Annotated in this window: 11 protein-coding genes; 6 read left to right on the top strand and 5 right to left on the bottom strand. The window is 73.5% G+C overall.

Annotated features, from left to right (window positions below; all coding sequences use genetic code 11):
• Positions 1–2 precede the first annotated feature (2 nt).
• The gene (locus QYM41_RS00225) at positions 3–647 is read right to left on the bottom strand and encodes an LOG family protein (protein WP_368797727.1); all 645 of its coding nucleotides are present in this window, start codon (positions 645–647) and stop codon (positions 3–5) included.
• 419 nt (positions 648–1,066) lie between these two features.
• On the opposite strand from QYM41_RS00225, the gene QYM41_RS00220 reads away from it, so the two are divergent.
• The 3 genes from QYM41_RS00220 to QYM41_RS00210 all read left to right on the top strand — a co-directional run bounded on the left by QYM41_RS00220 (position 1,067) and on the right by QYM41_RS00210 (position 4,984).
• Positions 1,067–2,329 carry a multidrug effflux MFS transporter gene (locus QYM41_RS00220; RefSeq protein ID WP_368797726.1) on the top strand — a complete coding sequence of 421 codons (1,263 nt, stop codon included), beginning with the start codon at positions 1,067–1,069 and terminating at the stop codon, positions 2,327–2,329.
• 267 nt (positions 2,330–2,596) lie between these two features.
• Complete coding sequence (locus tag QYM41_RS00215; RefSeq protein ID WP_368797725.1) at positions 2,597–4,042, top strand: alanine/glycine:cation symporter family protein; 1,446 nt, start codon at positions 2,597–2,599, stop codon at positions 4,040–4,042.
• Between the two features lie 66 nt (positions 4,043–4,108).
• Positions 4,109–4,984 (top strand): D-hexose-6-phosphate mutarotase, encoded by an 876-nt coding sequence (locus QYM41_RS00210; protein ID WP_368797724.1) that lies wholly within the window; start codon positions 4,109–4,111, stop codon positions 4,982–4,984.
• A gap of 201 nt (positions 4,985–5,185) precedes the next feature.
• Here QYM41_RS00210 and QYM41_RS00205 read toward each other — a convergent pair whose 3' ends face one another.
• Positions 5,186–6,865: an HNH endonuclease signature motif containing protein gene (locus QYM41_RS00205; RefSeq protein WP_368797723.1), complete on the bottom strand. Its 1,680-nt coding sequence runs from the start codon at positions 6,863–6,865 to the stop codon at positions 5,186–5,188.
• Positions 6,866–7,005: 140 nt separating this feature from the next.
• On the bottom strand, positions 7,006–7,401 hold the full coding sequence (locus QYM41_RS00200; RefSeq protein WP_368797722.1) for a hypothetical protein: 396 nt from the start codon (positions 7,399–7,401) through the stop codon (positions 7,006–7,008).
• Positions 7,402–7,588: 187 nt separating this feature from the next.
• Here QYM41_RS00200 and QYM41_RS00195 point away from each other — a divergent pair, with 187 nt between their 5' ends.
• The 3 genes from QYM41_RS00195 to QYM41_RS00185 all read left to right on the top strand — a co-directional run bounded on the left by QYM41_RS00195 (position 7,589) and on the right by QYM41_RS00185 (position 11,149).
• Positions 7,589–8,362: a type 1 glutamine amidotransferase domain-containing protein gene (locus QYM41_RS00195; RefSeq protein ID WP_368797721.1), complete on the top strand. Its 774-nt coding sequence runs from the start codon at positions 7,589–7,591 to the stop codon at positions 8,360–8,362.
• A 138-nt stretch (positions 8,363–8,500) separates the two neighbouring features.
• On the top strand, positions 8,501–9,253 hold the full coding sequence (locus QYM41_RS00190; protein WP_368797720.1) for an SDR family NAD(P)-dependent oxidoreductase: 753 nt from the start codon (positions 8,501–8,503) through the stop codon (positions 9,251–9,253).
• A gap of 375 nt (positions 9,254–9,628) precedes the next feature.
• The gene (locus QYM41_RS00185; RefSeq protein ID WP_368797719.1) at positions 9,629–11,149 is read left to right on the top strand and encodes a DEAD/DEAH box helicase; all 1,521 of its coding nucleotides are present in this window, start codon (positions 9,629–9,631) and stop codon (positions 11,147–11,149) included.
• Positions 11,150–11,297: 148 nt separating this feature from the next.
• Here the strand turns inward: QYM41_RS00185 and QYM41_RS00180 are convergent, their stop codons facing one another.
• Both QYM41_RS00180 and QYM41_RS00175 read right to left on the bottom strand, forming a co-directional pair.
• Complete coding sequence (locus QYM41_RS00180; protein ID WP_368797718.1) at positions 11,298–11,957, bottom strand: HAD family hydrolase; 660 nt, start codon at positions 11,955–11,957, stop codon at positions 11,298–11,300.
• Positions 11,954–12,667: an HAD family hydrolase gene (locus QYM41_RS00175; protein ID WP_368797717.1), complete on the bottom strand. Its 714-nt coding sequence runs from the start codon at positions 12,665–12,667 to the stop codon at positions 11,954–11,956. The genes QYM41_RS00180 and QYM41_RS00175 overlap by 4 nt, the downstream gene beginning before the upstream one ends.
• Between the last annotated feature and the right edge of the window lie 64 nt (positions 12,668–12,731).

The raw sequence follows: 12,731 nt of genomic DNA, 5'->3' as shown, positions 1-12,731 counted from the left end.
CCCTACATCCTAGGCGCAGGGTCGGTGGTCGCGGGGCCGGTGGGGGCAGGACCGGTGGTCGCGGGGCCGGTGGGGGCAAGGCCGGTGGTTCGGTGACGGCGGCGCGGGGGCTCCCACGCCGCGAACCGGGCGAGCAGCTCGTCCGCGTCCTGGGCCACCACGGCGGCGTTCCGGTGCTCGGGCGGCACCAGCCCGGCGGCGGACATCGTCGCCACGGCGTCCAGCAGAGGCTGCCAGTAACCGGCCACGTCGAGGAAGCCGACCGGCTTGGCGTGCACTCCCAGCTGCAGCCAGGTCCAGGCCTCGAAGATCTCCTCGAGGGTGCCCAGCCCGCCGGGCAGGGCCACGAACCCGTCCGCGAGCGCGGCCATCTCCGCCTTGCGCTCGTGCATCGTCCGAACGATCCGCAGCTCGGTGAGGCCGGGGTGGGCGGTCTCGTCGTCGACGAGGGACTGCGGCATGACCCCGACCACCTCACCCCCGGCGGCCAGGGCGGCGTCGGCCACGACACCCATCAGTCCCACGTGGCCGCCGCCGAAGACGATGCCCACGTCCCGGCGGGCGAGAGCGGTGGCGAAAGCCCGGGCCGCCTCGGCGAACAGGGGGTTGGAACCGAGGGAGGCCCCGGTGTACACGGCGAGTCTCATGGGGACATTGTCGCCCCCTTGGACGCCGGTGTCCGTGCGGGGGCGGATGCAGGAGCGGCTGCCAACGTCCGCGCGGACACCGGTGCCCGTGCGTCTGCTGTCGTCCGCCCGACTGCGGGTGTCCGTGGGTCCGCCGTCGTCCGCGCGGCTGCCGGTGTCCGTGGGTCCGCCGTCGTCCGCGCGGCTGCCGGTGTCCGTGGGTCCGCCGTCGTCCGCGCGGCTGCCGGTGTCCGTGGGTCCGCCGTCGTCCGCGCGGCTGCCGGTGTCCGTGGGTCCGCCGTCGTCCGCGCGGCTGCCGGTGTCCGTGGGTCCGCCGTCGTCCGCGCGGCTGCCGGTGTCCGTGGGTCCGCCGTCGCCCGCGCGGGTGCGGCGTCGATAGCATGAGTCGCGCCCTGCAGACATCCGCCGAAGGACCTCCCGTGAGCTCACCGCCGCCCCACGACGCCGTTCGCTCCCGATTGCGCCTCTCCGGCGGCCGGGACCGGGTGGTGCTGGTGGCGGCGCTGGGGATCCTCAGTGCCGTGAGCCCGATGGCGACGGACATGTACCTGGCATCGATGCCCGCGATGGCCGGACATTTCGGGGCCTCGGCCTCCGCGGTGCAGCTGACGCTGACCACGTACATGGTCGGCATGGCCGTGGGTCAGTTTCTGCTGGGGCCGGTGTCCGACGTGCTCGGCCGGCACCGGCTCATGGTGGCCGGCAACGCGCTGTTCCTGCTCAGCTCCGTCGCCGTGGTCCTGGCCCCGGACATCGGGACGGTGCTGGTCCTGCGGGCGGTCCAGGGTCTCGCCGGGGCGGCCGGCGTGGTGATCGCCCGGGCCGTGGTCTCGGACATCTCCTCCGGCCGCGGTGCCGCCAAGCTGTTCTCGATCCTCGCGACCATCACCTCTCTCGCGCCGGTGGTGGCCCCACTGCTGGGCGGGGTGATCGCCACAGTGGCCCCGTGGCAGACGGTGTTCTGGGCGCTCGCGGGGTTCGGGTTGCTCATGCTGGCGTGCTCCGTGCTCGTGGTGCCCGAGACCCTGCCCCCGCACCGCCGGCACCGCGGCGGGGTCGGTGCGGTCGTCACCGGGTCCTGGCGGGTGCTGCGCACCCCCTCCTTCATGGCCTACGCCCTGACCTTCGGACTCGCGTTCGGCGCACTGTTCTCCTACATCTCCGCGTCCTCCTTCGTGCTGCAGAACGTGCTCGGCTACTCGGCCCTCGGCTACTCCGTGGTCTTCGCCGTCAACGCGGGCGGCTCGATCCTGGGGGCGGTCGTCAACACCCGTCTGGTCGACCGGCTCGAGCCCGGCACCATCCTGCGCACCGCGATCGTGGTGATGGCCACGGTCAACGTGGTGGGACTGGGCCTGGTCCTGGCCGGGATCACCGGGTGGACCACCCTGGCGCACCTCTTCGTGAGCCAGACCTGCATCGGCTTCGTCATGGGCAACGCCGTGGCGCTCGCCCAGGGGCGGGTGCCCGGGCGGGCCGGTGCCGGGTCGGCGGTTCTCGGACTGACCCAGTTCCTCCTGGGCGGGCTCGTCAGTCCGCTGACCGGGCTGGCCGGTCAGCACACCGCGGTGCCGATGGCGGTGTCCATGGCGGTGTGCTCGCTGCTCGCCGCGGCCGCCGTTTCCCTCGCCCGCCGGCTCTCCCGGCGCGGCCCCGACGACCCCGCTGCCGCCGACCCGTAGCCGCCCCGAGGCCCGGGTGTGCCTGGGCGGTCGCCGTCGTCGCGTCGTGGGGGCACCCGAGCCCTCACCGCCCCTGAGCCGCCGCCCCGGTCACGGACGTCTCCTCCGTCGGGACAGGGCCGAGACCGGCCGGGCCGACACCGGTCCTGGTCCGACGTTCCTTGCGGGCGCACCGCCGGACCTGTGATTAGATTCCTTCGGCCGAGACGGAGGTCACAGCCCCCTCTCGGCCGATCCCTGACCCACCCGACACCCACGGGAGAACACATGCTCAACACCATCGAGACCGCCCTCGGCGAGCTGGGCGCCATCATCTGGGGGCCCTACGTCCTCATCCCCCTGCTGCTGCTCACCGGCCTGTACCTGACCGTCCGGCTGGGCGGTCTGCAGTTCCGCAAGCTGGGCTCCGCGCTGCGACTGGCCCTGCTGGACCGCCAGGACGCGGACGCACGCGGCGGGGACGTCTCCCAGTTCCAGGCGCTGACCACGGCGCTCGCGGCCACGGTCGGCACGGGCAACATCGTGGGCGTGGCCACCGCGATCTCGATCGGCGGGCCGGGCGCCCTGTTCTGGATGTGGGTCACCGGCCTGCTCGGCATGGCCTCCAAGTACTCGGAGGCGTTCCTGGCGGTCCGCTTCCGCACCACGGACGCCAAGGGGGAGATCTCCGGCGGGCCGCAGTACTACCTGGAGCGCGGCATCCGCAACGGGTTCGGGAAGTTCCTGGCGATCTTCTTCGCCATCGCCGCCGCGCTGGCCGCGTTCGGGATCGGCAACATGACCCAGGGCAACGCGATCGCCTCGAACGTCGAGGTCTCCTTCGGGGTGCCGACCTGGATCACCGGCATCGTGCTCGCGGTGCTGACGCTCGTCGTCCTCGTCGGCGGCATCCGGACGATCGGGCGGGTCACGGCCGCGCTCGTGCCGTTCATGATCCTCTTCTACGTGCTGGGCGCGCTGTTCATCCTGCTCGTCAACGTGGCGGCGCTGCCCCAGGCGATCGTCCTGATCTTCACCGACGCCTTCACCGGGACCGCGGCCGTCGGCGGGTTCGCCGGCTCGGCCATCATGCTCGCCGTGCAGATGGGCGTGGCCCGCGGGCTGTTCTCCAACGAGTCCGGCATGGGCTCGGCGGCCATCGCGGCCGCGGCCGCCCGGACGACCCACCCGGTGCGGCAGGGACTGGTGTCCATGACCCAGACCTTCATCGACACCATCATCGTGGTCACCTTCACCGGCCTGGTGCTCATCTGCACCGGGGTCTGGGAGCAGGGCGCGGACTTCGCCGCCACGATGACCGGCGACGCCTTCAGCCAGGGCCTGCCCGGTGAGTGGGGGCACGTCGTGGTGACCGTGGGGCTCGTCCTCTTCGCCTACTCCACGATCCTGGGATGGGCCTACTACGGCGAGCGCTGCATGGAACGTCTCTTCGGGCGCCCGGCGGTGATGCCCTACCGGGTGGTCTTCTCCGTCGTGGTGTTCGTGGGCGCCACCGTCCCGCTCGCCGTCGTCTGGAACTTCGCCGACGTGATGAACGGCCTCATGGCACTGCCCAACCTCCTCGGGCTGCTGCTCCTCTCCGGACTGATCGTCCGCGAGACGAAGCACTACCTGGACCACGACCCGCAGCTGCGGGCGGACCGCCGACAGGTCGACGACTTCATGGAGGGCCACCCCGGCGCGATCGACTCGTACGAGCGCACCGGCGTCTGACGGCCGTCCGTGTGCGAGGGCCCGGCCTCCTGACGGGGACCGGGCCCTGCGTCTAGCCTGAGGGGCATGAGCCAACTACCCGATCCCCGCGCGTTCTCCTGCGCGGATGCCACCGGTGCCGTCTACGACCAGGGCGCGCACGTGATCGACTGGATCCCCACGGGCCATGCCCCGGTGCTGTGGCTGTCCCCGGCCACGGCGCTCGAGACGGGCAGCCCCGTGCGGGGCGGCGTCCCCATCTGCTTCCCGTGGTTCGCGGACGGAGCAGAGGGCGGGCGCACACCCAAGCACGGGTTCGCCCGTACGCTGCCGTGGCACGTCGAGTCGCGCGAGTCCTCGGACCACGAGGCGATGGTCGTGTACCGGCTCTCCGACGAGGACGTCACCGACCCCGCGCACCGGGAGCAGTTCCCGCACCCGTTCGAGGCGTACTGCGTGGTGCGCTTCGGCACCGAGCTGTCCATCGACCTGAGCGTCACCAACACCGGTGAGCACCCCTTCGACTTCGAGGAGGCACTCCACGCCTACCTCGTGGTGGGGGACGTGCGGAAGATCCGGGTGGAGGGTCTCGACGGCGCCACCTACCGCGACAAGGTCCTGGACCGGGACGACTGCGTGCAGGAGGGCGACGTCCGGTTCGACGGCGAGACGGACCGGGTGTACCGCTCGAGCGGGGACGTGGCCGTCGTGGATCCCGTGCTCGGGCGCGTGCTCCGGATCCGCAAGAAGAACTCCGACACCACCGTGGTGTGGAACCCGGGGGCGGAGATGGCGGCCGCGATGTCCGACGTGGGGCCGGACGGGTGGACGGACTTCGTGTGCGTGGAGGGCGCCAACACCCACGCCGACGCCGTGCACCTGGAGCCGGAGGAGACCCACACCATGACCTACCGGGTGTCCGTGGAGAGCACGGAGGAGGACCCGGGCCGGCCCCCCGCCTGACCACCGGGACTGCCGGTCCGTCAGCGCGGGAGGGGGCGTTCCTGCAGGCCGGGCCGCTGGTTGTTCAGGACGGGGGAGGGCTCGCTCCCATGGGACGGGCCACTGGGTGTTCAGGACGACCGAGGGCTCGTTCCCCCAGGCCGGACCGCCGGTTGCTCTGGCTGGTGAGGGCTGTCTCCAACTGCGGGGGCCGTCGGGTGCTCAGAACGGAGGAGGGTCCGCGTCCTCCGGCACGACACCCGGCCGAGCGTCGGCGCCAGGCAGTCCACCGTCCCCGACCCCTCCTCGCGTTCCGGGTGGCTCCGGTGCCGTGCTGCCGGGCCGCAGACCGGGCGGCAGGGGCGCACCGGACAGCATCCGGTCCCGTGCCGCTGCGCCCGGTGCGAGCCCGGCCGACGCGTCCGGCTCCGTCCGGTACGTCCGCCCGGCCGGTGACGTCCACTCGAGCACGCCTCCCCAGGGTGCCGGACCGAGCTGGCGCACCGACCAGCGGCCGAGAGCACCGTTGCGGTGCTTGACGAGATGGTGGTGGCGGCACAGGTGGGCCAGGTTGTCGGCGGAGGTCCGTCCGCCGTCCTGCCAGGCCACCGTGTGGTCGAGGTCGCAGCGCTCGGCCCTCCGGCGGCAGCCGGGGAAGCGGCAGGTTCCGTCCCGGAGCCGCAGCCGGCGGCGCAGATCGGCCGGCACGGCGTAGGTGGTGCGGTCGTGGTCGAGGACGACACCCGTGACCGGGTGCGTCAGCACCCGCTGCCACGACGGGGCCCCGGCGGCCAGCTCCCGGGCGGCCTCGACGCTGATCGGCCCGTGACCCGCGAGCACCGGGGCGTCCGTGGGCACTCCCTCGGCCGGGCCACCGGGGCGGCACCCCAGCAGGGTGAGCACGGGGACCGTCACGCACACCTGCCCCCGCACCCCGCGCGGGAACGCGGGGTCGTCGGGGAGCTCCCCGGAGAGCAGGAGGTCCGCCAGGACGTCCGCCCGCAGCTGCTCCTCGCTCCGGGAGCCCGCACCCTCCCTTGGAGCGGGGGGATCGGCGGGACCCTCCGGTCCGTCCTGCGCCCCGCCGGGACGGGCTCCGCCGGGACGAGCTCCGGTGCCCGCCTCCGCCGGACCCAGGAGCGCCACGAGCGAGTCCAGCCGGTCCTGGACCGCGAGCGCTGTGGGTGCGTCCAGCAGGGCGTGCAGCCAGGCCATGCCGTCCTCACCGTGCTCGAGCCACACGCCGCGTCCGGCACGGGCGGCCCGGTGCCTGGCCTCCTGCGTCTCGGCCAGCAGCGCCGCGCGCCGGCGCCGGGCCCACGCGCGCAGCTGCGCCACGGTGCAGAACGGCGCCCGTTCCGTCAGGTCCGCGGCGAGCCGCCGCACGAGATCGTGCGGCGCCTCCTGGTCCGCCGGGGCCTCCTCGACCAGTTCGCGCCACTGGTCGGCGATCACCGAGGCGTGGCGGGCGCTGAACAGGCCCGCCTCCAGAGCCTCGAGGGTCCCTGGCAGGTGCAGGCCGAGCACCAGGGCCTCGCGGACCCGGTCGAGGGCCGTCGCCGCGGGAAGGAGCAGCGCCGGGGCGACCTCGTCGGCGAGGTCGCGCACCATCTGCTCGTCGGTCTCCAGCAGGGAGCACACGAGCTCGTCGGCCTCGTACGGCATCAGCCCGGCCGTGGAGACCCAGTCGATCTCCCGGTCCTCCCAGGCCAGCAGCCACAGCCGGACGATGCAGCGCACCTGGCGCGCCGCCTCGCGCGCCTGCGCGGCATCCGAGGCCACGAGTTCACCGACGACGGCGCGGACCTCGGCCCGGACGCCGGCGTCCAGCATCCGCTCCCCGGCAGGAGAGGCTCGGTGCCGACCCGGAGCGGAACGGGCCCGGCGGTGCGCCGTCGTCATGGGTCCCATTCTCCCGGCCGCCTCGGACGTCCTAAGGGTGTCCGGCGCCGGTGCGGAGCGGTTCCCGGCCCGGAACGGGAAACGGGTGCCGTCCGTCCCGGGGGACGGACGGCACCCGCAGGGTGCGTGCGGCGCTGTGCCTACTTGGAGACCACCAGGGCAGCGGCGATCGCGGCCAGGAAGGCGTCCTTCGACAGGCCGGTGCCGGCCTCGGTCGGGCGGATGCCGTCCTCCTGCGTCATCTCGGGGTTGCGGAAGTACATGGCCAGCAGGCCCGCGGAGAACGCGCCGAGGGCCAGACCCGCGAGGCGCTTGTTGACGAACGGCGTCAGCAGGGCCGCGCCGATGCCCATCTCGGAGTACGCCACGAACTTGCCGAAGGTGTCGGCGTCCCACTCCTTGAACTGGGGCACACCGGTCGCGGCGAACTGCTGGAGACCCGACGCGGCCTCGGTGGGCAGGTCCTTCTTGCCGTAGCCGGACTGCACCAGGTAGGCGCCGGAGACGCCGCGCAGGATGGCGTTGGAGAGGCTCATGATCGGTCCTTTCGGGAGGGCGAACAGGGTGGTTGAGTCGTCAATGACCCTATCAGGGGAGGGTCCGCCCCCACCGGGCGGGACGGCCCGGAGCGAACACCCGCCCCGTCCGGGGCCCGTGGCGCCTAGGCTGGCCACCCGCTCGCAGGACGCCCTCCGCGTCCCGCCACCCGACGGAAGGACAGACATGGACATCGAGACCATGAAGAAGGTTCTGCTCGTTCTCACCAGCCACGACACCCTCGGCGACACCGGGGAGCCCACCGGCTACTTCGTGGGCGAGGCGGCCCACCCGTGGAAGGTGTTCCGGGACGCCGGGTACTTCGTCGACTTCGCCTCGATCGCCGGCGGGCAGCCCCCGCAGGACGGCAAGGACGAGGAGGACGAGGTGCAGCGGCAGTACCTCGAGGACGAAACCGTGCGGGCCTCCCTGTACAACACCCCGCGGATCGGCGTGGTCGACCCGGACCAGTACGACGCCGTGTACCTCGTGGGCGGGCACGGCACCATGTGGGACTTCGCCGGCAACGCCGAGCTGCAGTCGCTGGTCGCCGCCGTGCACGACGCCGGGGGAGTCGTCGGCGCCGTCTGCCACGGTCCGGCGGGGCTCGTCGACGTCGAGCTCTCCACCGGTCTGCGCATCGTCGAGGGGCGCAAGGTGGCCGCGTTCACCAACGCCGAGGAGGACGAGGTCGGCAAGTCCGACGCCGTCCCGTTCCTGCTCGAGGACAAGCTCGTGGAGCAGGGCGCGGACGTGCGCACGGCGCCGAACTGGAGCGAGAACGTCGTGGTCGACGACCGTCTGGTCACCGGGCAGAACCCGCAGTCCGCGGCCGGCGTGGCCAAGGAGATGACCAAGCTCCTGACCGAGGTGGTGCGCGGGCAGAAGGCCGTGCAGGAGGCGGACGCCGCGGCGGTGCGCCGCGCGCACGACGCCGAGAAGGCCGACGACGAGGGCTGAGCCCCGGCCGGCCGCGGGCGCCCGCGACGACGCGCGCGGACACGTCCGCGTCGTCCTCGCGGGCCCCGGCGTTTCCGGACACACTGGGAGCGTCGGGCCGCCCGGCCCGGCCCATCGGACACACGGCAGGAGAACCACATGGCTGATCTCAAGGACAAGGTCGCGCTCGTCACCGGCGCCGCCTCCGGCATCGGCGAGGCCTGCGCCAAGGACCTCGCGGCACAGGGCGTCAAGGTCGTCGTCACCGACATCGACACGACGCGGATCGACGACGTCGTCCAGGCGATCATGGCCGCCGGCGGCGACGCCGCCGGGTTCCGGCAGGACGTGGCGAAGCCCGGGGACTGCGAGGCCGCGGTCGAGTTCGCCCAGCAGACCTACGGCGCGCTGCACCTCGCCGTGAACAACGCCGGAGTCGGCGGCTCGGCGGACGCCGTCGGCGAGTCGGACCTCGACGCGTGGGTGCGCACCGTGCAGATCGACCTGCACTCCGTGATGTTCGGCATGCGCTACCAGCTGCCCGCCATCGAGCAGGCCGGCGGCGGGGCGATCGTCAACATGGCCTCCGTCCACGGCACCGTGGCCGTCGCCGCCGGCAACAGCGCCTACACCGCCGCGAAGCACGGGGTGGTCGGGCTCACCAAGCAGGCCGGGGTGGAGTACGGACAGCGCGGGGTGCGGGTCAACGCCGTCGGCCCCGCCTACATCGACACCCCGCTGCTGCGCACCGCTCCCGCGGCCGTCCTGGAGGGGCTCGCCGCCAAGCACCCCCTCGGCCGGCTGGGCCGCGCCGAGGAGGTCGCCGCCCTGACCACGTTCCTGCTCTCGGACCGGGCCTCCTTCATGACGGGCGGCTACTACCTGGTCGACGGCGGCTACACGGCCCTGTAGCCCGCCCCGTGCGGTTCCGCCCGGCCGAACCCACCGGGTCGGTGCGAGATGTCGGCAGGCATCGCTGCCTCTCGCGCCGACCCGGTGGGTCCGGCGGGAGGGCGGCCGGGGGTGTGCTGTGCCACATGCCGGTCCTGCACCGCCACCCGTGCTGTAGGGTGGTCGGTATTGCACATGGCACTGCTCCCCGGTCCCGGGTGAGCAGGCAGGCGTCGAGCACCCCTTTCTTCTTCCAGCGCGGCACCGTTCCAGACGGTCTCAGCCCGCTCGCAGGGGCTCCAGGAGTCATTCGGCGCAACCCGGCGCGCTACCCCCTTGCCGGGACATCCGATCGAAAGACGTATCCCAGTTTTGGCTACTTTCACCGACCTTGGCGTGCCCAAGGCCCTTTCCGCCGTCCTCGCCCAGCAGGGCATCGAGCAGGCGTTCCCCATCCAGGAGAAGACCCTCCCCGACTCGCTGGCCGGCCGCGACGTGCTCGGCCGCGGCCGGACCGGCTCCGGCAAGACCGTGGCGTTCGCACTGCCGCTGGTGTCCCGGCTCGCCGGGCTCACCGGCAACGGTGCCCGCGCGGCCCGCCGGGCCAACCGGCCCACCGGCCTGGTGCTGGCCCCCACCCGCGAGCTGGCCACCCAGATCGACCGCGCGATCGCCCCGCTGGCCGAGGCCGCCGGGCAGCGGACCACCGTCATCTTCGGCGGGGTGTCCCAGCGCAACCAGGAGAAGGCGCTCGCCCAGGGCGCCGACATCGTCATCGCCTGCCCCGGCCGGCTCGAGGACCTGCTGAAGCAGAACATCCTCACGCTCGACGACGTCCGCGTGACGGTCATCGACGAGGCCGACCACATGGCCGACATGGGCTTCCTGCCCGTGGTCACCCGCATCCTCAAGCGCACCCCGCAGGGCGGGCAGCGGCTGCTGTTCTCCGCGACGCTCGACGGCGGCGTGGACAAGCTCGTCAAGCAGTTCCTGTCCAACCCCGTCAAGCACTCCGTGGACGCCCCGCAGGCATCGGTGTCCACCATGGACCACCACGTGCTGGTGGTGGACGCGGACGAGAAGCAGGAGCTCATCGAGGCGCTGGCCTCCGGCACGGGACGTCGCGTGATGTTCACGCGCACCAAGCACCGCGCCAAGAAGATGGCCCGCAAGCTCAGCCAGATGGGCATCCCCGCCGTGGACCTGCACGGCAACCTGTCCCAGAACGCCCGTGACCGGAACCTGGCCCAGTTCTCCGCCGGGGACGTGCGGGTGCTCGTGGCCACCGACGTCGCGGCCCGCGGCGTGCACGTGGACGAGGTCGAGCTGGTCGTGCACATCGACCCGCCCACCGAGCACAAGTCCTACCTGCACCGCTCCGGGCGCACCGCCCGCGCCGGCGCCTCCGGCTCCGTCGTGACGGTGGCCACCAAGGAGGAGCGTCGGGAGGTCACGCAGCTCATGAAGGCCGCGGGCGTCACGGCGAACTTCGACACCGTGAACGTCGGCTCCCCGGCCGTCACGGCGCTCGTGGGCGAGCCCGCCGAGAAGGTCGCCTACGTCCCGCAGCCCGTCCAGGCCCAGGGCCGTCCGTCCGGCGGCCAGCGCTCGGGTGCCGGCCGGTCCGGCGCCCGCTCCGGCGGCGGCCGCGGCCGCGGCGGCCAGGCCCGTTCCGAGCAGCCGCGCAGCTCCTCCCGCGACCAGCGCTCCGAGACCGGCAACCGCGGCGGCTCCCGCCCCGGCAACGGCTCGGCCTCCCGCTCGGCGGCGCCGGCCCGCACCGCGGCACCCACCCGCTCCGCGGCGCCCGCGTACTCGACCGAGTCCGCGCCGGACCGCGCCACGCAGGCCGCGGCGCGCCGTCGCAGCCGCAGCCCGCGCCGCGCGTCCTCGCCCCAGGGGACCGCGACCCGCTGAGTCCCGGACGGCACCCACGAGGGCCCGTCCCCGGTCGTTCCGCAGTGCGCGGTCCGGCCGGGGGCGGGCCCTCGTGCTCGGCGGGCGAAATCTGTCGGACGGACTCGGTCGGACGGACTCGTCAGGCCGACTCGTCAAACGGAAGCTGTCAGGCGGAGGGGTCCAGCCCGCGCAGGAACTCCAGGGTGACGTCCGTGTGCGCGGCCACGAGCACGAGGCCGGGTGCCGGGTCCACCGGAACGTCGCCGGGGACCACCACCACCGGCATCCCGGCGGCCGCCGCGCTCGCGGCCCCCGTCTGCGAGTCCTCGATCGCCACGCACCGGGCCGGGTCCACGCCCAGCCGCCGCGCCGCGAGCAGATAGGGCTCCGGGTGCGGCTTGGGCTGCTCCACGTCCTCCTGCGAGACGACCACCCGCAGCACCTCGGGCGCCCCGGACGCGGTGCCCGCCGCGACCACGGTCAAGGCGTTCGTCACGACGGCCCCGGGGATGCCGGCGCGCTCCAGTTCCGTCAGCAGGTCGCGCATCCCGGGCAGGAAAGGCACCTCGCCCCGGAGCGAGGCCGCCACCTCCTGCCCGAGCTCGGCGGTGATGGCCTCGACGGTCCCCTCGGCGCCTCGCTCCACCATCAGCCGCGCCGACGTGGGCACCGTGCGCCCCAGCGTGGCGAGGTCGTCCTCGGTGTCCCAGCCGACGCCGTAGCGCCCGGCCACCGCCCGCTTGGCCACGGCCCACTGGGGCTCGGAGTTCACGAGGGTGCCGTCGTGGTCGAAGAGGACGGCGGCGGGGTATCCGGGGAAGCTCACGGGCGGGTCTCCTGCAGGGCGTGGAAGGGCGACGACGGGGACTGGGGGTCCAACGAGCGCAGCAGCTCGAGGGTCAGCTCACGGTGGGATCCCAGGTGCAGCATCCCGGGGCCGGGCTCGACCCTCATCTCTCCGGGGACGACCACCGTGGGGATGCCGGCCGCGACGCCCGCGGCGGCCCCCGCGGGGGAGTCCTCGACCACGACGCAGCCGGCGGGGTCCACCCCGAGGCGGCGCGCCGCGGTGAGGTAGGCGTCCGGGTCCGGCTTGGGGCGCACCCCCTGCGCGTACTCGTCCGTTCCGATGATCACCCGGAACAGGTTCTCCGGCGCCGTGGACGCGGTGCGGTGGCCGATCGCGGAGCTCGCGTTGGTGACGATCGCCGCCGGGATCCCCGCGGCGGCCAGGTCCTCGAGCAGTTTCGCGATCCCGTCGATGAAGGTCAGCTCCGTGCCCTCCAGGACGCGGACGCAGTGCTCGAAGACCGCCCGGAACAGCTCGTCCTCGCCGAGCGGCACGCCGACCTGCTGCAGGCGGGCGATGGTCGCGGCGACCGGCCGGCCCAGGGTGGCCAGGGAGTCCTCGGTCGTCCAGGGCCGGCCGTGCTCGGCGGCGAGGTTCTGCTTGGCGCGGTCCCACAGGGGTTCGGTGTCGACGAGGGTACCGTCGTGGTCGAAGAGGACGGCCTGCGGGAATCCGGGGTTCGGCATGCGCTCCAGCCTACCGGCCCGCTCGGGACCGGCCCGCTCGGGACCGGCCCGCTCGGGACCGGGC

This window comes from Kocuria oxytropis (assembly GCF_040981195.1).
GTDB lineage: Bacteria > Actinomycetota > Actinomycetes > Actinomycetales > Micrococcaceae > Kocuria > Kocuria oxytropis.
The sequence above is the reverse complement of the archived record's forward strand: the minus strand, read 5'-3'. Positions and strand labels throughout refer to the sequence as shown.